Below are 22,578 nucleotides of genomic sequence, written 5' to 3'. Positions count from 1 at the left end.
ATTGGACAAAAGAAAAAGAGTAGAGCAATTAGCGTTTTAACTTCCATTCTTGTTGAAGCATTCCGTACACTGCATGATCTACATAACCAATCGGTAACAATTCAGCTTCCCGAATAATACCTTCCAAAATAAAGCCCAGACGCTGAGGAACCGCGCGACTGCGATGATTACCGGTAGCACAGCGAATCTCAACCCGGTGCAGATTCAGTTCAATTAGTGCATAGTCGATTAATACACGAAGCGCAGAAGTAACCAACCCTTTGCCTTCATAATGAGAACCGAGCCAGTACCCTATCCCGACTGAACGATGATTCCAATTGATCTCATGAAATCCGATAATACCAGCCAGTTGACCTTTGTACCAGATGCCAGCATTAAAAGCGCCATTTTCCATCGCCTGAGTCATCGAAGAACGTACATATTCTTCACTAGCCGCTACTGAATTGGTCGCGTCGACCCAGGCTAACCATTGACGCAAAGAAGAACGGGATTGATCGATAAGCTGATAAATAGGACGAGCATGACTGGGTTCAAGTGGCCTTAATTCGATTTCTTCATCCAATTTATATGTAAACATCAAAGTATACCCTCTTTCTTAATCGAATATGAAATGAAGTGCACCGGATAAAATGTATAGATTAGAGTAGTTCATGAGTTAACGACGTGGACGAAGAGGAGGGTGTTGTTCCAGAGCATAGATATCTTCTTCCAGTCCAGCCATACGTTCATTTAACGTGGTACGACAATCAGCCAAAGCTTGATTATAAATAAGAGGTCCTGCCGATTGCAAAAAGAAATCAAGTACCGAATCAGCAGCCAAATCGCCTATACTTTCGCCACGCTCCATTTCAAAAAAATGCTGGATTTGCGCAATCATATGCTCACGCTGTTCTTTCGGTAGCGTCAATGGTTTCATGCGTCATTACTCCTTTGTACACGTTTATACTACATGCTACCGTATTCAACCTCTAGCGTCAAAGCCAATTAGCATCAAAAATAAGATCGCTCGAACAGGACAAAGGTCTCTATCCAAATCGTCATATCCTTGTCTAACTTGCCAGAACAGTTATAATGGAAGTATTGGATTATTCCTGTAAAACAAACTGAACGATGAAAGGTTGATTGACGTGGAGCATACAAATACCCCGCCTAATTTTATAAAAACAGTAATTGCGGAAGACCTACAGTCCGGTAAAGTTAAAAAGGTCGTTACGCGTTTCCCACCAGAACCGAACGGTTATCTCCATATTGGTCATGCCAAAGCGATCTGGATTAACTTTGAATTAGCGAAAGAATTCGGTGGTAGTACGAACTTACGCTTTGATGATACGAATCCGGCAAAAGAAGATGTAGAATACGTAAAATCGATCGAAGAAGATGTAAAATGGTTAGGTTATGAATGGACAGGCAAATATTTTGCTTCCGATTACTTTGATACGATGTATGAAAAAGCAGAACTGTTAATTCAAAAAGGACTTGCTTATGTGGATGATCAATCTGCTGATCAAATTCGTGAAATGCGTGGAACACTAACCGAGCCGGGTACTAACAGCCCGTATCGTGAACGTACTATTGAAGAAAACTTAGACCTATTCCGCCGTATGCGTGCAGGTGAATTCGGTAATGGTGAACGTGTACTACGTGCCAAAATAGATATGGCTTCGCCTAATATCAATCTGCGTGATCCGGTAATCTACCGTATTGCTCATCTAGAGCATCACAATACAGGTGACAAATGGTGCATTTATCCAATGTATACTTTTGCTCATCCATTAGAAGATGCGATTGAACATGTGACACATTCACTGTGTTCGATTGAATTTGAAGACCAACGTCCATTCTATGATTGGGTGATTCGTGAGTGTGAAGTGGAAGCAGAACCTCATCAATACGAATTCGGTCGCTTGAACCTGGCACAGACGTTAACCAGTAAACGTAAGCTAAAACAATTGGTAGACGAGAATATTGTGGATGGTTGGGATGATCCACGTATGCCGACGATCTCAGGATTACGTCGTCGTGGATATACACCGGAAGGTATTCGTGCTTTTGTCTATGAGACGGGTATTTCCAAAAGTCAGGGCGTTGTTGATCTACAAACACTAGATCATTTTGTACGTGAAGACTTAAAATTGCGTGTTCCTCGTACAATGGGTATTTTGCGTCCACTTAAAGTGGTGATTACAAACTATCCTGAAGGACAAGTTGAAATGTTAGATGCAGAAAATAACACAGAAAATGAAGAAATGGGTATTCGCCAAATTCCATTTTCACGTGAAATTTATATCGAGCAAGATGACTTTATGGAGAATCCACCAAATAAATATTTCCGTCTATTCCCGGGCAATGAAGTTCGTTTAAAACATGCTTACTTTATCAAATGTAACGATGTGATCAAAGATGAAGAAGGCAATGTAACAGAAATTCATTGTACGTATGATGTAGAAACGAAAAGCGGTAGCGGATTTACAGGACGTAAAGTCAAAGGAACGATTCACTGGGTTGAAGCAAGCCAAGCCGTTCCAGCGGAATTCCGTCTGTACGAGCCATTGATTACAGCTGAAGAAGCAGATGCAGAATTAACCGATGAGAACGAAGAGACTGCTGAAAAAACGTTTTTGGATTATTTGAATCCAAAATCACTTGAAGTGGTACATGGATTTGTAGAGCCTGGCTTGAAAGATTCAAAAGGCTATGATCGTTACCAATTTTTCCGTCATGGTTATTTCAGTGCTGATCCGAAATATACAATGCCAGGTGATCCGGTATTTAACCTTGTTGTATCCATGAAGAGTTCATTCAAATTACCAAAAGCGTAAAATTATATCCCTTTTTACCAGATAAAACATGAACAACTATGATCAAAAAACCGCCTGTTCTCTATACGTGAGAAGGGCGGTTTTTATTTGAGCTATTATCAGACTATATAACTCATTCAAGTCTACCGAATGTATTAATACTGCTCGTCCTCTTCTTCCATCCGATATTGTGTGCGCTTCACATTCAGCCACATCGATGCAAATCCTATCGCTCCAACAAAAGAAAGAGCAACACCGGCTAGATACATCTGTTCTGACCCGAAATTTTGAAATAACCATCCGCCTAGAAAACCAGCGATTACACCGGAGACTCCGCTCCATGTCATCGTATAGATCGCTTGTCCGGAACTGCGGAATGCTTTGGGGACAAACATCATGGTAAGCTGTGTACCGACATAGAAATAACCACCGAATGTAACCGCATGAAGCAATTGAATAGCGATAATTTCCCAGGGGCTGGTCGCTTCAGCCATCAAAAACCAGCGTAACGTGAACAGTAGACTGACAATCGCTAACCAACCGATCATAAAAGAAATATTACGTTTCAAATACCGATCAAATAACAAAAACAAAGCCGCTTCAAAAATAGAAGAAGCAAATACCGCCCAGCCGACCATCGATTTGGTTCCGCCCAGTTCAACAATATATAACGATACAAATGTACTGTTCATCGCATTGGGGATCGCAACCAGAATACCAAAGACAATAAAGCCGACAAAATATAAATTGCCGAGTAATTTCTTCATCGCATAGCGGTTCATCGTTGCTGATCCACCGGGTAATTTGGTCTGTGGTGGTAATAGCAAAATGATACCGATTGCAATAAGAAGCAATACTGTAAATACCGTACCGATTTGAGAGACTCCTAATCGATCGATAACAGGCCCTGCGGCAACAGCAGTTAACGCCCATCCTAGTGAACCGTATAGACGAAACCCACCGAACTTTTTGGGTGTACCATCAATATAACTAAGAATAAGTGTATTGCTTTGTGCCAACATCGGTGTCTGGAAAAAGAAAAATACCGTCATCACAATATAGATAATCGTATAATTGTGCACATGAAAAACAAGCTGAACCATTAGCAACGTACCCAGCATCATAATCAGCAACACAAATCGTACATTTTGTAGACGATCACTATAAAATCCCCAAAATGGGTTAGCAAGCAATGAGATTAGCGGGCCGATAGCCATTAGAGCACCAATCTCACTCTGGCTCATCCCGATATCTTGCAGGTATAATTGAAAAAAGCTTGTGAAAATAACCAGTGTTCCATATATAAAAAAGGTAAACCATCGCAATGGTGTAAAAGTAGTGTTGTTTATATTCGGATGCAAAGCCAGCCAATCCTTTCATCAGACATTTCATTCACTGTAGCATGTGTTGAAAAGGGATACAAACCAATTTTGTTTATTTTTGGAGTAGAAAGGATAATTGATCATGCGATCCTCTTTGAATTATACAGGTATTATTTTAGCAGGCGGTCAATCTAGCCGTATGGGTCAGAATAAAGCGTTATTAACTATTGCTGATCATACCATTATTGAACGTGTAGCCAAAGCGTTACAGCCAGTAGTCTCTTCATTATGGATTGCAGGTAATCATACGGCGGATTATTCATTTTTGAATATCCGTAGTGTGCCTGATCGTTTTCCCGGACAAGGTCCGCTTGCCGGTCTACATGCAGCACTATCACAGATTAGAAGCGAGTGGTATGTAGTCAGTGCTTGTGATTTACCTTTTGCCAGTACTGTATTGATGCAACACCTTATAGAACATACCGATATCAAAGGGATACAAGCGATTATTCCGATGCAAGCCGGGCGTATTCACCCCTTATATGCTGTCTATCATCATAGTGTATTGCCGTCACTACAACTAGCGTTAGAACATAACCAATTACGTGTACGAGATTGGTTAGATCAGCAACAGGTACACTACGTAGCGATCGAATCATTATACCAGACACAGAGCAAGTTACAGTCTTCTTTTCAAAGTATATCGGAGTATAGCTTATATAATATGAATGATCCACAGTCGTATGAGCAGGTTTTGCGTATTTTGAAGCAATATCCTTCTTTATTGTAGCCAGTCTGTGGCATAAGTCCTTTTGAAAGCGTGACAAACATGACTATTTTATGAACGTATGCGTAATTTACCCCTAATTCGTAGAAAATAGAGTACAATGAAGACATAACATAAAGTCAAGTGATGAACTACAACGTATACGTTTACTAACGATCAAACCTATATATTGCTTCAAACCTTTGATGTCGGAATTCAATTATTTAAATATGTGAATATTATCACAAGGAGTGATGTAAGATGACTATGTATACAGAACTGGAAACGCATCAATCTCGCCAAGAATGGTTGTACAGTCGTGTAATGACGTATCGTCTGCTTAGTGAAATGTTAGAGCGCAAACCCACATTGTCCAAGTTGATCGAATGGAAAAAAGAAGCTTCCAAAATCAACCGTCTATTTACCAATAACTATGCTTTGCTGAATACGCTAGAAAATACGATGTTAAACGATATTATGCAATATGCTCGTCAAGAATGTGCAGAATATAGCCAGTTGTTCGAGCAAGATCAACAGGTCAGTTATCCACCTCAAGCGTCGTATTATGTGACAAATGAGCAAGGACGTACTGCTTATGAGGCTGTAGTTAATGCAGTATATGCACGTGCAGGGATTGCTTTCAAAAAAATGGATCACGAAACAGATGATCATATCGGTATTGAGTTAGAATTTATGGCATTATTAGCTGAGCGTTCTGCGGAGACAGATATGCATTCATCTAACCGTAAAATGATTGCTCAAATGCAGATTGAATTTTTGGAACATTATTTAATTCCATGGGTTCCTTCATTCTGTGCTGAACTTGGTAAAACGACATGCAGTCCATTGTATCGTGAATGGGCTCAGATGTTACCGACATATTTGCAAAATGATTTGCAAGAACTTCAAAAGATTGTTACTCGCTTAACGTAAAGAGTATTCCCTATTTCATGAAGATTATTATCTGAAATAGGGAATTTTTTTATCTTATACAGAAATAAGTAATTTTTTTCCAATTAGATGTGTCAAATGAGTTGCTGTGGTCTAATGATTGATAAGGGAGGTTTACTGCCTTGAATAAATATCATTGCCTCAAACAATGTATTGTCGTAAAAGCAGTAGACAGAAAAGCGGAATTTCCATCGCTCGATTGGGCGCGTCAGTATGCGTTAAAAGAATTAGTGCCACAAGAAATTAATTTTGTGGTAAGCGATGGGGATACAGGTCATATTTATATGGATGTTCGATTTGGTTCGCACACCAAAATCCCCTGAGTGTATTATGACTCAGGGGTTATTTTTATGTGCTGAAGGATATATTGTACGTCTTGTAGATCTACTTTGCCAGCGATCGGTTGAAGGGCACATGCACTTCCGCAAGCAGCGCCATATCGAAGCATCTCAGCCAGTTCTGCTCCGCGATAAGCGGCTGTTACCATACCTGCTGCCATCGCATCTCCACTACCAAGCGCGCTCACAATATCAAGCTGTGGCACATGCAGTCGATAACGTGCAGAGCCTTGAGCAGCTATCGCGCCATGTTTGCCTAAAGAGATCGTAGCCATTTGTACCCCATGATCCAGCATAGCGGTTAATACATCGTCTAAGGTCTGGTCAGAATAGTGATCAGCCGTAGGAATGCCCGCCCATGCGCAAGCTTCATCTTCATTAGGCTTCACCAGATCAGGAGAAGCTTGTAAGCCGTAACGTAATGCTTCTCCACTTGCATCTAGTGCTGTTTGGGCACCCTGTGCTTTGGCGATCTGAATCAGTGTAGCATACAGATCAGCAGGGCAACCTTCAGGAATACTACCGGAAAATAATACCCATGCTGACGTACGGGCTGCTTTTTCAATCTGCTGTTCCAAAAGGATCAAAGATTCAGGGGTGACATACGAAGAAGCTTGCTCGATCAATTCTGTCTGTGTACCTTGTTGTTGATCCAGTACAGTGATCGCCAGCCTTGTCTCGCCTTGGACTTCGATAAATTCACAGCGTACGCCTTCTTGTTGCAACAGAAATTGCATTTTCTGTCCATTGTAGCCTGCCACAAACCCTGTCGCTGTCACGGATTCACCAAGAGTATGAATCACACGTGCAGCATTGATCCCTTTGCCACCAGGAACAGTAATCCCCGGTAAGCGGTGCACCTGATCCATATGAAAAGCAGGAGCACGATAAATAATATCTAGTGCTGTATTTAACGTAACTGTTGTAATCAAATACGATTCACCTCTTACGCAATCAATTTAAGTCCTATCGCTGACGCAATAATCATCGCGATAAATAAAATCCGCAGTCCACTTTTGGCTTCGCCGTACATCAACATGCCGACTAATGTACCGCCGACTGTACCGATTCCTGTCCAGATCGCATAAGCTGTTCCCATCGGAATACCGTTCATAGCAATCGTTAGACAAGAGAAGCTACCTGCAAATGTCAAAATCATTAAAAGATAATTGAGCAAAGACTTATGACGAACAATACGATTCATCATAATTACACCAACCACTTCAAATCCACCAGCCACTACCAATGCGATCCAAGACATTATGCTTCACCTGCTTTCACTGTAGCAGAGTGAGCTTCTTCTTTGGCACCATTATCAGTGACTAATTTCAATCCAGCGACACCGATCATCAATACAAGAATCAAGATCACTTTGAGCCAGTGGAAAGGTTCACCGAAAATAATCATTTCAGCAGCGACTGTTCCAGCTGTACCAATTCCAGTAAAGACGGCATAGACTGTACCGACAGGTAAGCGAGTAGAGGCTTTGATAATAAGATAAAAGCTGATCGCTATACCTACAGCGGTAAGTAGCCATTCCAAGGGAGTTGCAGCGTGTTTTAGTCCGGATACCCAGACCACTTCGATACATCCTCCTATTAATACGTATAACCAATTGCGATTCATAATTATTCCAATCTCCTTTGTTGCTCGTTAAGCAATTTCAATTAAGTCGTTGTTGCCGTTAGCGTAATCCCGCGCCAGTAAATAGGGAAAATTACATTTAACCGTTGCACCGATCGAGAAGGTTCACTGTACAACATATCGATCATCACTCCATCGACTACAGTCATATATCCTTTGGCAGCTTCGGTTGTAGATACTACTAATTGCAGATGATGTTGATCTACGTGCACATCCAATAATCGCAACAGCCTTGCTTCCAAATCATCAATTAGCGCATACACTAGAGGGATAATTTCTTTTTCGGAAGCCGAATGTGGAAAAAAACACATCCGCATGACGAATTTGATCATCGCATCATCTGAATACTGTTGTTGCAAAAAGGCGATCAATTGATACAACCGATCTTGTAACGGGATATCAACATGATGAATCATATAACGAATAATTCGTCGCTTAAATTCACGAAAAGTCTGACGAAGTACATTCAAAAACAAATCTTCTTTGCTTTTAAAATGAGCATAGATCGAAGGTTTTTTGATCCCTGCTTCACTAGCGATATCAGCCAAAGAAGTGCCTTCATATCCATGTTGTGCAAACTGAGAAAGAGCTATCGTTAATAACTGTGGCTTTGTCGTCATACAGACACCTTCCTAACGGTCGTTAGGTAATATTATTATCTTTTAAATAATGTTTGTCAAGAAAGATGAATAAAGTGTAATTCCTGGCAAAGCAAGATATAGTTATAACGAAGTTATGCGACATACTGTGGTGAAGTTACGTACATACTTTGAAGAGAAAGACAGGAGTTGATGATATTGCGTAAAAGTGTGCTAGGGGTACTGATTATCATTATGTTATTTGGTCTGTATTATGTAGGGTTTGATCTACTGGGCCCAACAACAGGTACGATCATTAGTATATTTTCCACACTCAGTGTTATATCGATCGGATTTATTATTTTTATAGATAATCGTCAGCCAGCGGTCACAATGGCATGGATTTTGCTGTTGGCTTTGTTGCCGGTCGTAGGTGTCTTTTTCTACTTCTGGTTTGGACAAAATGTATTCAAGCGTCATAAGTATGAAAAGAAAGCTAAGCGAGATCGGCAAGTGTATCAGATGATTGAAAATGCAGGGATGCAGACTGCACTTGATCTATCGTCGTTACGCGAAGATCATCAGCGCTTATTGCAATTGTCTCAACGATTAGCGGTTACACCTGTTTCACAAGCGACCGAAACGACTATTTTGACCAATGGTGGCCAGACATTTACCGCCTTGTTGGAAGCGCTAGAAACAGCTGAACATCATATTCATATGGAATATTATATTTATCGTGCAGATGATATTGGCACACGTATTCAGCAGATCCTTATTGAAAAAGCACATGTCGGTATAGAAGTTCGTTTTATGGTGGACGCTGTAGGAAGTATGCAGTTACCGCGTTTGTTTCTACAAGAGATGAGGGAAGCAGGAGTACAAGTCGGTATTTTTGGCGAAGCACGTATTTTATTATTATCCAGTCAGGTGAATTATCGGAATCACCGCAAAATTGTAGTGATCGATGGCAATATTGGATTTATCGGGGGGCTTAATGTAGGCGATGAATATCTAAGTCGCAGTCAGACGTATGGATTCTGGCGGGATACGCATATGCAGATCAGAGGCGAAGGTGTACGTACGTTGCAGATTATCTTTTTACAAGACTGGCTGCATGTGACAGGAGAGACTTGTCTGGATCAAGTATACTTTTCTCCACGATTAATCGCTTCTCAACATGGAGCAGTCCAGATGATTGCGAGTGGGCCGGATAATGATCTGCGTGTGCTCAAACATGTCTTTTTTTCAATGATTACCTCGGCGAAGCGATCGGTCTGGTTAGCGACTCCGTATTTTATACCGGATGAAAGTATACTGACAGCATTGCGGATGGCGGCATTATCTGGATTAGATGTACGTATACTTTTCCCAGGTAAGCCGGATAAAAGACTTCCTTTTTATGCGTCTCATTCGTATTTTGTGACTTTGCTCGAAGCAGGTGTACGCATCTATGAATATGAAAAAGGATTTTTACATTCGAAATTGCTCATTGTAGACGGCGAGATTGCTACGATTGGAACAGCGAATATGGATATGCGTAGTTTTCATCTGAATTTTGAAGTGAATGCTTTACTTGTAGAAACGGAAAGTGTTCATCAGATGGTACAAGATTTTGAACGTGATCTGAATTCTGCGAGCTTAATTATTCAAGATCGATTTGCCCGTCGTAAAGTAGTGCAACGTCTGGTAGAATCAGCAGCCCGATTGATTTCTCCGATGTTGTAAAATAAATAAAGATAGACACTACCGAGTTATCGCATAAAAAAAGCTGACCTTAGAAATCAAGGTCAGCTTTTTGCTATTGTGGTAAGTACAACTATTCTTCCAGTGCTGTCTTGATCAGACCACTTACAGAAGGGCTGTATAATAATCCGATATGAGCCATGCCGAAGACACGAATATTGTTTGCTCCGTCTAGCATAGATAATTGGTTCGCTACGATCTGATCATTGATTGTATAGATCGAAGTAACTTTGATTCCGTCAGGTGCTCTGTTAGTCGTTAAGCGGTTAGCACCACCGATAGTTACTAATTTGTCTACTTTTGAAAGACCACCGTTGTTCAAAATATAATACAGACTGTTAGCACCGCCCATACTATGAGCGACAATATTTACTTTTTGGCTACCTGTTTGAGCTAGAACTTCATCGACTTTGCGACTGATTGTAGCTGCATTAAGCAGTTGGTTACCGCTTTTACTAGGAAGTTCAATTGCATATAATTCGTTAGAAGCCCATCCTTGACGACTTAGGTAGCTTTCTATGTAGGTAAAGTTACTAGCTGTTCCCCCAAGACCATGAACGAAAATAACCGGTGTACGTGTTGTAGCCGCTTTTGCTTGCTGAGGTGCAAATACTCCTACACTACATGCAAATACTAGCAATACAGTTAGCATCAAACGAAAAGATGAACTCACTTTTTTCATAACCAATCTCCCTTTTGTGTTAGAATTGAATACATAAATTTACCAAAATATGAATTATTATATAACGAAAAAAAGGACTTGTAAACCCTTTTTGATATTTTTGACTTTAGGTATCGTAAAAAAGAACGATACTTCCTTAGCGATAAAGTTCGCCAACAGGAATGTATCGTTCTTTTATTTTATACATATTTTATTCTATATCAGATCGATAACAGAACCGATTAGAATGTTGTGAATCCTAGAATTAATTGCAGACGATAAGCGATATCTTTCAGCCATGTGCTATCTTCTTGATAGGCGCTTAATGGCAATGTATATTCTTCTCCTTTATTATTCCACAGCATCGTAAAGTATTTATTAACACTGGTCATTAACTTATTATCGCCCGGTGCAGAGATCCAGAAATCATTTTCCAGATTATAATCTTTAAGATTACGCGGCGTAAAGTTAGAAGAACCACCGATAATCAGATCATTACCTGATGCTTTATCGATATACATCATTTTGGTATGGTACTGCTCATCCGTTGTGTTATACCAGCGTACATCGATTTTGCCGCTTGAAGCATTTTTGAGTTCGGCAGCTACAGGACGATTCGGGATACCGATTTTATCCTGTCCAAAAGCGTTCTGGTTCGGATCGAGAATCAGTTGGATTTTGACACCGCGTTTGGATGCTTCCATCAGTCTGCTGGTGACATCTTTATCCGCCAGGTAGAACATTCCCATCCAGAGTGTATCGCCTTGCTTCGTATCATCAATCGCTTCAAGTAAGCGATCAAACACTTTACCTTCAGTAATATAACGAAGCTGAATTTCTCCTTTAGGTTTTGTCGCATTACTTGCAGGTTCTTTATACGTAGGCAATTGCACTGAACTGCCAGATAGATCAATAACGGCTTGTTCGGATTTTAAAATATCACCGATAATCGGCCCTTGCACTTCAAAAGCAACATTGGAATGATAAGCACTCGCATCATGCACATTACCTGTTGAGACAAGTGCGCTATTTTCAGTAGCGACCACTTTACGGTGATTGGCTTTGACATTAATCAGTTTCAGATAGGAACGGAACGTAACATCAGGACCATCGGTAGCCATCATATTCGGAACCCAGCCTTTACCTGCTTGTCCGAACCATTGGAAAAAGGTACGCCAGATCGCCGAGTATACCGGAGTCGAATCGCGCAATGGATCAACATCTGTCAGCACGACATCAATACCATTCTGTTTAAGCTTTTCCAGTAACCCATTGGGGCCAGAGTTATAGTTGGTATTCACTTCATCTGTAATAAATACTACTTTGAGATCAGGGACTGCTTTTTTGCGTTCAATTAATTTATCAGCTAATCCTTCACTCAATTTAGGATACTTTTGCCCTCTATGTACATAATCGTTAAATAAGAATATATCAATAATCACATATTGTTGAGCGGAATCGATCATTTTAAGTATTCTGTCATAAATTTGTCGTTTTTGTGTAAATCGATCTCCTGTTCCGGGTGCAGGATAGGTCAGATCATAATAAAAGTTAACATGATCGACAGTGTAAAGAGGACTCTCATACGATACCCCGGGAGGTAACGGTTTATTTGTCTGATAGATCATAACGGCGATAAGCCAGACTATCAGTAGTCCGAGGACATAACGAACCCAATGGGAACGTTGAAATCGACGGGATGATTTACGCTGTGCAGCATGAATCGGTGATTTATTATTTGAAAAAGAACTCATCTCTTTTGATCCCCTTCCGAAAGCGCAATTCATACACTTCCACCTATTCATTAACAACAAAACATTAATTTTGACGCAGGTTTAGTTGCAAACAGGGGTTCGGAAGTTTATATATTAATTATAGTAAAAGAATTTATACAACTTAATGTACTTATGAAATTCATTTTAACAAAGGGGACTGTGATGAAAGCCAATCATTCAAATCGAAAAGCAATTGTTATTGGAGCAGGCCCGGGTGGACTTGCAGCAGGAATGTTACTTGCTAGTCAGGGATATGAAGTGAATATGTACGAGAAACAATCTGTTGTTGGAGGGCGGTCTTCGCAATTGACGTTGGGGGAATATCGTTTTGATCGTGGAGCGACATTTTTAATGATGCCTCATTTGATTGAAGAGTTATTCAGCGTAGCCAAACGTTCATTATATGATTACGTAGAAATGCAAGAATTAACACCGATGTACAGCTTGCATTTTGGTGATACAGTATTCCAACCTTCTCGTGATCGTGAAGATACGGCAGCGCAGATAGCGACACTTTTCCCCGGTGATGAAGCAGGGTATTATCGTTATCTGGAAGAAGAAGATGTGAAGCTGGAAAAAGTCATGCCACTACTGCGCAGACCTTTTTCCAATCTGACCGACTATATGCGTGCAGATGTTTTTCGTGCTTTACCGAAGCTTCATCTCAATGATACGGTATATGGACGGTTATCCAAATATTTCAAAGACGAGCGCCTCAAAATGTCTTTTGCGTTTCAAGCGAAATATTTAGGCATGTCGGCTTGGGATTGTCCGGGTACATTTACGATATTGTCGTATTTAGAACATCGTTACGGGCTATTTCATCCCAAAGGTGGAATCAACGCTATATTCGAAAGTATGGCTACAGTAATCTCTGAGCATGGAGGTCACGTACATACAGGTATAGGCGTGAAGCAAGTAATTACCGAAGGACGTACAGCCAAGGGGGTTGTATTGGACAACGGAGAGACTGTATATGCAGATCATATCGTGATCAATGCTGATTTCTCGACAGCGATGAATCAGTTATTTGCGCCCGGTGTATTGCAGAAATATGCTCCAGATAAGTTAGCAGCTAAAAAGTATTCTTGTTCTGCGGCTATGCTTTATCTAGGTGTTGATGGAGCTGTAGATTTACCTCATCATTCAGTTCATTTCTCGGAAGATTATCATCGCAATGTGGATGAGATTATGAAGCAAAAAACATTGTCTGAAGATCCATCGATCTATGTTCATAACCCATCAGTGCTTGATCCTACATTAGCTCCTGCTGGCAAATCAGCATTATATATTTTGATGCCAACACCGAACTTAACCGGTGAGACCGATTGGGAAGATAAGCGTGAACAGGTGAAAGAACAGATGTTATCCCGGGCAGAAATGATTCCACAATTAGCGGACTTGCGCGAACGGATCGAAGAGCTGAGCTTTTTCACACCGCTAGATTGGGAACAGCAGTTAGATGTATATCAAGGGGCTACGTTTAATCTGACCCATCATTTGGATCAGATGATGACATTCCGTCCGCATAATCGTTTTGAAGAATTAGACGGTGTATGGTTGGTCGGCGGAGGAACTCATCCGGGCAGTGGCTTACCGACTATTTTCGAATCTGCACGTATCAGTACCAGTATGATCTTCAAGCAAGATGGCATCGTTATCACAGATGATATTCATGCCGATCAAGTAATGACCGAGGTTACTCATTCATGAAGCGTCATGTAGCGATAGTAGGCAGTGGTATAGGTGGCTTAACAACGGCTTTGCTGCTTAGTAAGCAAGGTGTGAAAGTAACGATATTTGAAAAAAGTAGTACTGTAGGCGGTCGAATTGCTTTTGAATACGAAGGTGACGAACGGATCGATCAAGGGCCAACAATTGTACTGCTACCTGAAATGCTTCATGGTATTATGGAAGAAGCAGGTGTATCTCGTGATAAAATTCCATTGATTGAATGTGATCCACTTTATCGTGTTCATTATCCAGATGGCAAAGTACTCACTAAACACCGTAAGTCCGAGATTCAGGCAGAAGAAGTAGAACGCGTTTTTCCAGGACAAGGAGCTAATTTTAGTCGCTTTATGCGCGAGATGAGTCCATTGTTTGCTAGAGGACAAGCTTCATTTCTAGAACGTGATTTTCCGAACTGGAAACATTTTTTCACACCGGACAATTTATCGTTAATGCTTAATCTGCGTGCTTACCGCAATCTAAGTAGCGCTGCTGGATTGTATTTCAAAAATAATCAATTGCGTGAAGCTTATTCCTTACAAAGTCTGTATATTGGCGGTATTCCTGAAAAATCACCGGGACTGTATACGATGCTTCCTTATGCTGAACATGCTTTTGGCATATGGATGATCAAAGGTGGATACGGTAGATTACCTGAGATTCTGTCGCAAGAATTGGCAGAGCGTGGGATTGAGATTCAATTGAACCGCACTGTAGAAAAGCTAGAAATCCAGAATGGAGTCTGTCTGGGTGTTCAAGTTGATGGAGAACGACACCATTTCGATGCAGTACTGTATAATGGAGACTTCCCTAATATTTCAGCATTAATAGACAAAGAACTAACCAAACCCCGTCGTACACCGTACCAACCGTCTTCTGGTTGTGTATTGATCTATGCGGGAACGAATCGTAGATGGGATGATATGCTAACCCATCAATTCTTTTTACCACCAAGTCTCAATGATAGTCTTAGACAAGCGTTTAGTCAGCGACAGTTGCCAGAAGATCCAGCTTTTTATGTATTTAATCCGGTAGCTGTTGATCCAGATGCAGCAGCAGAAGGACAAAGTGTATTGTACTTTTTGATTCCAGTGACAGATGAAGCGGGGATAGATTGGGAAAGAGATACACCTCGTCTTGTTGAGCATGTATTAGAAGCAGCAGAACGGCGTGGATTTCCAGAGCTTCGTTCTTCTATCAAATGGACCAAAGTACGTACACCCGCAGATGCACTGCGTAGCGGATTGTATGGAGGCGGAAGTTTTGGGATTGCTCCAGTCATTGGACAGTCCGGTGTATATCGTCCACAGCCCAAGCCTTTTCCACATATTCGAGGATTGTATGCAGCAGGCGCTTCGGTTCATCCGGGCGGCGGCGTACCGATTGTTATGCAAGGAGCAAGGATGGCTGCACATCAAATGTTAAAGGAGTTGGGAATTTGAAATCCATCCGAAAGGCTGATTTGCAAAATTGTGAGGAAATGATTCGTCATGGATCGTCATCGTTTTATTACGCATTTAGCTGGCTCCCAAGTCCGCAAAAAGAAGCTGTTCATGTGATTTATGCTTTTTGTCGAATGATTGATGATAGTGTAGACGAACCTGAACAATCGTTATACAGTATTCACGAACTGCAAGCTTTATTCAATAAGCTAGAGTCAGCAGAAGGACACTTTATTTGGCCTTCTTTGCGTTGGTTATTTAGTGAGTTTCCCGGATTATCCAAAGAACCGTTTCGTCGTCAAATGGATGGTCAAACGTATGACCTAACATTTACCCGCTATTCTACAATGCGTGAATTAGAGCATTATTGTTATCTGGTAGCAGGAACAGTAGGCGAGATGTTATTGCCTGTGCTCAAAGGTGAACATAGCGAGGAGATTCGTCATTCAGGTATCGCACTTGGCAAAGGAATGCAGATTGTCAATATTATGCGTGATATCGGGGAAGACGGTAGACGGGGTAGACGTTATATTCCGCTTGAATTGTTACAACGTCATCATTACACAGAAGAGGAACTTGAAGCAGGTGTGATCGATGATCGTTTTCGTGCTTTGATGGATGAATTGCGCTTTTTGGCAGAGCAATGGTTTGCAACCGGTCTTGGCGATCTGGCAGCTTATCCTCAGACTAGCGCATTTACTGTCGAGTTAGCAGCGACTTTTTATGCCGGTATTATGGATGTTATTGTGGAAAATAAATACGATGTATTCACTCAACGTGCGTATGTTACAGATGAACAAAAGCGTGATATGTTAATCGGGATTGCAATGAGACATGGATTTACGACAGAGATACTCAAGCGATCAGTGGTTTCTTAATATGGGATGGTTATTTTGGATCTGGTATGGTATCGGAGCTGTGTTGCTATTAACAGTAGACGTACCGAAAGTATTAGATTTTTCAAATGGACTTTTTCTCGTCTTTTATGCATTATATGCGCTCTATTTAATCTATAGGGCAGAACTTTATAAAGAGATGTCCGACCAGTCAGTCAGTAGTTCTACTACACCTCTGTGGTCACGCCTTATCCTATCTGGCGTGATCATCTGGTTCGGTGGTATGTCATTAGAGTGGATTGGAGTACATAGTGGTTGGCCATTTGGAGAATACGAGTATACATCGGTTCTAGGCGCTCTTATATATGGTGTACCTTGGACGCTAGGATTTGCATGGATTGGTGTTGTAGCAGGAGGCGTATTATTAAGCAGTTCTGCTAAGCACGCATCTGCTCATACTTCCGCTCTATCGAATAAAGGTAGCTATGTATTACTGCATGCTTGCAAAGTAGGGATCTGGATTATTGTACTGGATCTTGTTCTTGATCCAGTAGCACATGCACGTGGATTCTGGCACTGGGAACAAACAGGCGGATTTTACGGTGTACCGTGGAGTAATTTTGTTGCATGGTTCGTTGTAGGTGGTCTGTTGTCGATGGTGTTACCGCGATTGATACTGACCGTACGAATTTTGCGTCATGCGACTTTTCTGTATCAAGGAATGTTGTTATTGTTCGGTTTGCTAGCTTGGCAAGCTGATATTGACGGTTCGATGATCGTTGCATTGATCGGTATATTATTGGCAGAAGGGAATTATCGTTATGATACCCGCAGGTAAATCTTCTTCTTTTCAAATGGTATTTCGCAAGTATAACGAATGGTATCTGATTCGGCGTCAGTTCCATTCATTTACGATGACCGGTTCGTTTGATGCTTTGCCACCTGAGCAATCGGTTATTTATATTATGAATCATAGTTCATGGTGGGATGGATTACTTGTCTATCATGCGTGTAACCGTGCATCAATCGGTGATCATTATATGATGATGGAAGAGCGACAATTGAAGCGATATGATTTTTTTCGCAAAGTAGGCGCATTTTCAATCCAAAAAGACAGTCCCGGTGATGTTCGCCAAAGTATGCGTTATGCTGCTGGTTTGCTTGCACAGAGCAAGCGAATATGGTTGTTCCCACAAGGAGAACTTCGTCATTTGGAGACACGTCCATTGATTTTTCGTCCGGGAATTGGATTATTATTGCGCCAAGCTCCACCGGAGACTGCTGTGATTCCAGTGACGCTACATTATGGGCTGTATCAACAAGCACGTCTGCAAGCCTCTTTGCGAATTGGCGAACCGGTGATCCGTAACTGGACACAGATCGGTTCTAATGATTGTGCAGAAATGCTAGAGACGATCCTGACCGCTCAACTGGATCAACAGCGTCAACAATTACTATTGTCCAAAGATGGCTATTTATCTGAAGAAATTCACCTTATTCCACCTAAGCGCACCACAGACGAAAAGTTCGATCAATATCGCAAAATAAGAAAAAGGTGAAATCATGCTGTGGATACTACAGATCATCGCATTCTGGCTTTTGATTCAGCTTGTATTTACGATTTGGAATCTTTCTCGTATGCCTAGATTAGGCACATCGTTATCTAACAAAAGCAGTTATTATCAACCTTCTGCTTCTACAGATCGTTCACCAGTAGATCCATATCGTTCAACGAATCTACATGCCAAGCCTTTGTTATCTATTATGGTTCCAGCACGGAATGAAGAGATTAATATTCGTGAATGTGTGTTATCTATATCGAACTGTCGTACCGATTCGATAGAGATTGAAATATTAGTGATGAATGATCATTCAGAAGACCGTACAGTCGCTGAGATTGAGAAAGTAATGCAGCAAGATCAGCGAGTGCGGCTTTTTCATAGCGACCCTTTACCTGAAGGATGGATGGGCAAGTCGTATGCTTGTCATCAATTAGTCCAACATGCTCAAGGGGAGTGGTGGTTATTTATGGATGCTGATGTGCGATTAGAAGTAGAAGGATTAGAAGCAGCAATGGTAACGGCTCGTTCTCAGGGAAAAGGTCTTATCAGTGGATTTCCACGTATGGAGACAGAGACATGGTTAGAACGAATAGTCGTACCCATGATGTCTTTTGTGATAGCTTATCATTTGCCTATTATGATGGTTCGTCGTAGTCGTAGTCCGTTTTTTTTGGCAGTGACCGGGGCGTGGTTAATGATCCATCCTGATAGTTATGCTCGTTCAGGTGGGCATGAAGGCATTTACAATCAGATTGTTGAAGATATGGAATTGGCTCGTGCTGTTAAGCGGATCGGAGATCCTGTAACATTGGTAAATGTACAGCATTATACGTCTGCACGAATGTACCGTAATGCCGCCCAAGTATGGGAAGGGTATAAGAAAAATATTTTTGTTGGTGCAGGGCGTAGTGCCTGGTTAGCGTTCAGCATTTCTGTGTATTATGGGCTGTTATTTATTTTGCCCGTACTTACATTGATCTATAGTCTTGTGGCTGTAGATACGATGCTTATAGGCTGGTCATTACTAAGTATATTGATCGGGATGATGACCAAAAGTATTATTGATGTTTATCATGGTAAGCCTTTCTGGATGGGAGTCTATATGCCTGTTAGTGCGGCTTGTCTGATCGGCATTATGCTTGATTCATGGCATGCAGGAGCCAATGGAACAGGTTACAATTGGAAAGGAAGGAATTATGGATGAGTGATCGCAAAGCGCTGATTATCGGTGCAGGGTTCGGCGGATTATCGTGCGCGATTGGTCTAGCTTCACGTGGATATGATGTGACAATCTTAGAGAAGCAATTGACGGTTGGTGGCAAATTACAGCATATTGAAAAAGCAGGTTATCAATTCGACCGTGGACCAAGCACGATTACAATGCCCCATGTATTCCGAAGTGTATTTGAACAAGCAGGACGACAGATCGAAGATTATGTAGAATTGTATGATCTGGAACCGCGTACACGTAATGTTTTTGCAGATGGTTCAGTGGTCGATCTTAGTCGTCATGCAGAAGCGACAGCGGCTCAGATTGCACTGTATAGCCCTGAAGATGCGCTTCAATATCCACACTTTCTAGCAGAAGCGAAGCAGATGTATGTTGAAGCGAACGATCAATTTCTCAATACTTTATTATTGTCATGGCGTGATAAAATAAAGCCTTCAATGGGCAAAAGCTTACTTCGTGTACATCCATTAACTACATTGCAATCGTTATTGCGCAAATATTTTCGACATCCTAATACATTAATGTTATTCGGACGGTACGCAACCTATGTTGGTGCTTCACCTTATCAAGCACCAGCTATTTTTGCTATGCTTAGTCATGTAGAAGCAGAACTTGGTGTATATGGAGTGCGCGGTGGTACATATCAGTTAATACGTGGACTAGAAAAGCTAGCGCTTGAACTGGGTGTGACGATACGTACAGGTATAGAAGTCTCACGCGTTTTAGTACAATCAGGCAAAGCGATTGGAGTCGAAAGTAGTATAGGAGATTATCTGGCACCGATCGTGATTATCAATGGCGATGTGTTAAGTATGAGTCAAATGCTATTAGATGAAAGTGAACGTCCTTCACTGACCAATAAGCAAATTGATCGCTATGAACCTTCGTTATCCGGTTTTGTCACACTGGCAGGAGTACCTCGTCAGTATGATCAATTGCTTCATCATACCGTATTTTTTCCAGAACAATACGAGCCTGAATTTCAAGCGATTTTCGGGCAAAAGCGTCCGCCTGCTTTACCAACATTATATATCTGTTATTCTGGTTATTCGGAAGCCAACATGGCTCCACCACAAAGCAGTAATTTGTTTATTTTAGCGAATGCTCCCTATTTGTCAGATCAATGGGATTGGGAACTACAACGTCAAGCATACGGGCATAAAATAGCTTCATTACTGGAACAGTATGGACTGGAAGATATCTCGCAGGGCCCTGTCTGGGAGCATTATACACCTGCTGATATTCAGCAAGACACGTATGCACATCAAGGATCGATTTATGGTATTTCGTCCAATTCAGTCAAGCAGACTTTTTTCCGTCCGGGTAATCGCAGTCGTGATGTGCAAGGATTATGGTATGTGGGCGGTACAACTCATCCCGGCGGAGGAACACCAATTGTCACATTATCAGGTCAACTGGTTGCCAAACATATTGCAAATCAACATTGGAATTGAAAGGAGGACGCACAATGAACTCTAAAGAAATCATACCCGAAGGACAGATCGCAGATCGTAAAAGTGCTCATGTCCGTCTTTGTCTGGAAGAAGATGTAGCAGGAGAAGGCGTGACTTCTGGTTTTGAAAATTATCATTTTCGCCATCAAGCATTACCTGAGCTCGATTTTGCTCAAATTTCACTGCATACCTCTTTTCTTAATCAACCTGTCGCTACACCGTTACTCATTAGTTCAATGACAGGTGGAAGCCAAGCAACAGGCGATATTAACAAACGATTAGCCACAGTAGCAGAGCAACGTGGTTGGGCAATGGGACTCGGTTCTGTACGAGCTGCTATTGAGCATGATGAGTTAGCCGCTACATTCAATGTGCGTCAACAAGCGCCGACTATTCCGATTATAGCGAATCTAGGAGCAGTACAGTTGAATTACGGATTTGGGATTGATCAATGTCGACGTGCAGTTGATCTTGCCGAAGCGAGTGCATTGGTGCTTCATCTGAACAGTTTGCAGGAAGTATTTCAGCCTGAAGGTAATGTGAATTTTGCAGGATTGTTAATACAGATTGAACAGATGGCTAAACAGTTAGAAGTACCGATCGGGATCAAAGAAGTCGGTTGGGGTATTGATGGTGAGACAGCACGCTTGCTAGTAGATGCAGGCGCATCTTTTATTGATGTGGCAGGTGCAGGTGGAACGTCATGGAGTCAGGTGGAGAAGTTCCGCAGTATTGATCCTGTACGCCGCGCAGCCGCAGAAGCTTTTGCAGGTTGGGGAACACCGACAGCAGAGTGTATTGTCGATGTGCGTCAAGCGTTACCCGATATGACAGTCATCGGTAGTGGTGGACTCAAAAATGGAGTCGATGCCGCCAAAGCGATTGCTTTAGGAGCAGACTTTGCCGGATTTGGAAGATCATTATTAGGAGCGGCTGTAGAATCGACAGAAGCGTTAGAACAAGTACTTGCACAGGTAGAGTTTGAATTATCTGCGGCTATGCTAGGTGTGGGAGCAGGAGATATCGCTGCACTACAATCGACTACACGCTTGCGTTCAAGATTTTAAGTACTAGACTGATTTACTCGGAATTGTTAATTTCTTTACGATGACATACAATTCGATCTTGTTCACCTACTTATCTCTTGTTAGAAATTAAAATAAATAGTAATCCTTTGTGGCAGAAAGGAGCAGAATATGGCTGTATCTGAAGCAGAACAAGCACGTCAACAAACCATTCAAATCATTGCAGAACGTTATCAACCTCTTTTTAAAATATTTGAAAAGCAAAAAATGTCTTCGCCAGAAAAGTGGTGATTTTACATTTGATATTTCATTTACAGGCTCCAAGTATGGCGAATTACGCGTGTTTGTAAGTGTAGAGACCTCTATAGCTCCTCCAGATGCCAATTGTATTTTTATCAGTCCGATTGTGAATTTGACGCGTAAATACAAAAAGATAGATAGTTATCATGTCATAACTACCAGCGAGCGAGAACGGGTAATTGAAGAAATTTGTCGGTATATCGATGAGTTTGTTTTGCCGTTTTTTGCACGTTTTGAGAATATTGAAGTTCTTTCACAAGAAGTCTCCAAGCAAGGATTTTTACCTCATCGCAAAAATTGGGATCGGTTCAGTCTGACCACCAAGCGCTTTTTAGAATTATATCCTCCTTCTCCTTCGTCTTAGTCAGTTATACGCTACAATTTGAAATCCAAAAGTAAGTGGATTTCTATGTTTATT

23 protein-coding genes are annotated in these 22,578 nt (G+C 41.4%); 14 read left to right on the top strand and 9 right to left on the bottom strand.

Annotation, left to right across the window (positions count from 1 at the left end; genetic code table 11):
• Positions 1-28 precede the first annotated feature (28 nt).
• Both QE450_RS17400 and QE450_RS17395 read right to left on the bottom strand, forming a co-directional pair.
• Positions 29-577, bottom strand: a complete 549-nt coding sequence (locus QE450_RS17400; protein ID WP_273613816.1) for a GNAT family N-acetyltransferase — start codon at positions 575-577, stop codon at positions 29-31.
• Between the two features lie 78 nt (positions 578-655).
• The gene (locus tag QE450_RS17395) at positions 656-916 is read right to left on the bottom strand and encodes a DUF2164 domain-containing protein (RefSeq protein ID WP_273613815.1); all 261 of its coding nucleotides are present in this window, start codon (positions 914-916) and stop codon (positions 656-658) included.
• Positions 917-1,127: 211 nt separating this feature from the next.
• Between QE450_RS17395 and QE450_RS17390 the strand changes: the two genes are divergently transcribed.
• Positions 1,128-2,819, top strand: coding sequence for a glutamine--tRNA ligase/YqeY domain fusion protein (locus QE450_RS17390; protein WP_273613814.1), 1,692 nt, complete (start codon positions 1,128-1,130; stop codon positions 2,817-2,819).
• Between the two features lie 134 nt (positions 2,820-2,953).
• On the opposite strand, the gene QE450_RS17385 is transcribed toward QE450_RS17390, so the two are convergent.
• Complete coding sequence (locus QE450_RS17385; protein ID WP_274171723.1) at positions 2,954-4,159, bottom strand: MFS transporter; 1,206 nt, start codon at positions 4,157-4,159, stop codon at positions 2,954-2,956.
• Between the two features lie 103 nt (positions 4,160-4,262).
• On the opposite strand from QE450_RS17385, the gene mobA reads away from it, so the two are divergent.
• From mobA to QE450_RS17370, 3 genes are all read left to right on the top strand, one after another.
• Positions 4,263-4,910 (top strand): molybdenum cofactor guanylyltransferase, encoded by a 648-nt coding sequence (gene mobA / locus QE450_RS17380; RefSeq protein WP_307300864.1) that lies wholly within the window; start codon positions 4,263-4,265, stop codon positions 4,908-4,910.
• A 237-nt stretch (positions 4,911-5,147) separates the two neighbouring features.
• The gene (locus QE450_RS17375; RefSeq protein WP_273613811.1) at positions 5,148-5,819 is read left to right on the top strand and encodes a TorD/DmsD family molecular chaperone; all 672 of its coding nucleotides are present in this window, start codon (positions 5,148-5,150) and stop codon (positions 5,817-5,819) included.
• A 140-nt stretch (positions 5,820-5,959) separates the two neighbouring features.
• Positions 5,960-6,160, top strand: a complete 201-nt coding sequence (locus QE450_RS17370; RefSeq protein ID WP_273613810.1) for a hypothetical protein — start codon at positions 5,960-5,962, stop codon at positions 6,158-6,160.
• Between the two features lie 5 nt (positions 6,161-6,165).
• Here the strand turns inward: QE450_RS17370 and QE450_RS17365 are convergent, their stop codons facing one another.
• Genes QE450_RS17365 through QE450_RS17350 form a run of 4 tightly spaced genes read right to left on the bottom strand, consistent with a single transcriptional unit; the run spans position 6,166 to position 8,439 of the window.
• On the bottom strand, positions 6,166-7,107 hold the full coding sequence (locus QE450_RS17365) for a 1-phosphofructokinase family hexose kinase (RefSeq protein WP_307300862.1): 942 nt from the start codon (positions 7,105-7,107) through the stop codon (positions 6,166-6,168).
• Between the two features lie 14 nt (positions 7,108-7,121).
• Entirely contained in the window at positions 7,122-7,436 is a 315-nt protein-coding gene (locus QE450_RS17360) for a DMT family transporter (protein ID WP_273613808.1), read from the bottom strand.
• Positions 7,436-7,801, bottom strand: coding sequence for a DMT family transporter (locus QE450_RS17355; RefSeq protein WP_274171727.1), 366 nt, complete (start codon positions 7,799-7,801; stop codon positions 7,436-7,438). Before QE450_RS17355 ends, QE450_RS17360 begins: the two co-directional genes overlap by 1 nt.
• Positions 7,802-7,842: 41 nt before the next feature.
• The gene (locus QE450_RS17350; protein ID WP_307300858.1) at positions 7,843-8,439 is read right to left on the bottom strand and encodes a TetR/AcrR family transcriptional regulator; all 597 of its coding nucleotides are present in this window, start codon (positions 8,437-8,439) and stop codon (positions 7,843-7,845) included.
• 177 nt (positions 8,440-8,616) lie between these two features.
• On the opposite strand from QE450_RS17350, the gene cls reads away from it, so the two are divergent.
• On the top strand, positions 8,617-10,125 hold the full coding sequence (cls, locus tag QE450_RS17345; RefSeq protein ID WP_307300856.1) for a cardiolipin synthase: 1,509 nt from the start codon (positions 8,617-8,619) through the stop codon (positions 10,123-10,125).
• Between the two features lie 91 nt (positions 10,126-10,216).
• Here cls and QE450_RS17340 read toward each other — a convergent pair whose 3' ends face one another.
• Together QE450_RS17340 and QE450_RS17335 are read right to left on the bottom strand one after the other, a co-directional pair.
• Entirely contained in the window at positions 10,217-10,825 is a 609-nt protein-coding gene (locus QE450_RS17340; protein WP_273613804.1) for an esterase/lipase family protein, read from the bottom strand.
• Positions 10,826-11,046: 221 nt separating this feature from the next.
• The gene (locus tag QE450_RS17335) at positions 11,047-12,558 is read right to left on the bottom strand and encodes a phospholipase D family protein (protein ID WP_307300854.1); all 1,512 of its coding nucleotides are present in this window, start codon (positions 12,556-12,558) and stop codon (positions 11,047-11,049) included.
• A 183-nt stretch (positions 12,559-12,741) separates the two neighbouring features.
• Here QE450_RS17335 and QE450_RS17330 point away from each other — a divergent pair, with 183 nt between their 5' ends.
• The 9 genes from QE450_RS17330 to QE450_RS17290 all read left to right on the top strand — a co-directional run bounded on the left by QE450_RS17330 (position 12,742) and on the right by QE450_RS17290 (position 22,524).
• Complete coding sequence (locus tag QE450_RS17330) at positions 12,742-14,292, top strand: phytoene desaturase family protein (RefSeq protein WP_307300852.1); 1,551 nt, start codon at positions 12,742-12,744, stop codon at positions 14,290-14,292.
• Complete coding sequence (locus QE450_RS17325) at positions 14,289-15,752, top strand: phytoene desaturase family protein (protein ID WP_307300850.1); 1,464 nt, start codon at positions 14,289-14,291, stop codon at positions 15,750-15,752. Before QE450_RS17330 ends, QE450_RS17325 begins: the two co-directional genes overlap by 4 nt.
• The gene (locus QE450_RS17320) at positions 15,749-16,630 is read left to right on the top strand and encodes a phytoene/squalene synthase family protein (RefSeq protein ID WP_307300848.1); all 882 of its coding nucleotides are present in this window, start codon (positions 15,749-15,751) and stop codon (positions 16,628-16,630) included. The genes QE450_RS17325 and QE450_RS17320 overlap by 4 nt, the downstream gene beginning before the upstream one ends.
• Position 16,631: 1 nt before the next feature.
• A complete protein-coding gene (locus tag QE450_RS17315; RefSeq protein WP_307300846.1) occupies positions 16,632-17,426 on the top strand; it encodes a carotenoid biosynthesis protein in 795 nt (264 codons plus the stop codon).
• On the top strand, positions 17,410-18,147 hold the full coding sequence (locus QE450_RS17310; protein WP_307300844.1) for a lysophospholipid acyltransferase family protein: 738 nt from the start codon (positions 17,410-17,412) through the stop codon (positions 18,145-18,147). The genes QE450_RS17315 and QE450_RS17310 overlap by 17 nt, the downstream gene beginning before the upstream one ends.
• A gap of 4 nt (positions 18,148-18,151) precedes the next feature.
• A complete protein-coding gene (locus QE450_RS17305; protein WP_307300842.1) occupies positions 18,152-19,354 on the top strand; it encodes a glycosyltransferase family 2 protein in 1,203 nt (400 codons plus the stop codon).
• Positions 19,351-20,835: a phytoene desaturase family protein gene (locus QE450_RS17300; protein ID WP_307300840.1), complete on the top strand. Its 1,485-nt coding sequence runs from the start codon at positions 19,351-19,353 to the stop codon at positions 20,833-20,835. The genes QE450_RS17305 and QE450_RS17300 overlap by 4 nt, the downstream gene beginning before the upstream one ends.
• Positions 20,836-20,849: 14 nt before the next feature.
• Positions 20,850-21,902 carry a type 2 isopentenyl-diphosphate Delta-isomerase gene (gene fni, locus QE450_RS17295; RefSeq protein ID WP_274171736.1) on the top strand — a complete coding sequence of 351 codons (1,053 nt, stop codon included), beginning with the start codon at positions 20,850-20,852 and terminating at the stop codon, positions 21,900-21,902.
• Positions 21,903-22,200: 298 nt separating this feature from the next.
• Positions 22,201-22,524 carry a hypothetical protein gene (locus QE450_RS17290; protein WP_307300838.1) on the top strand — a complete coding sequence of 108 codons (324 nt, stop codon included), beginning with the start codon at positions 22,201-22,203 and terminating at the stop codon, positions 22,522-22,524.
• Positions 22,525-22,578: the final 54 nt, after the last annotated feature.

The sequence above is a fragment of the Paenibacillus sp. SORGH_AS_0306 genome (assembly GCF_030819345.1).
Lineage (GTDB): Bacteria > Bacillota > Bacilli > Paenibacillales > Paenibacillaceae > Saccharibacillus > Saccharibacillus kyungheensis.
The sequence above is the reverse complement of the archived record's forward strand: the minus strand, read 5'-3'. Positions and strand labels throughout refer to the sequence as shown.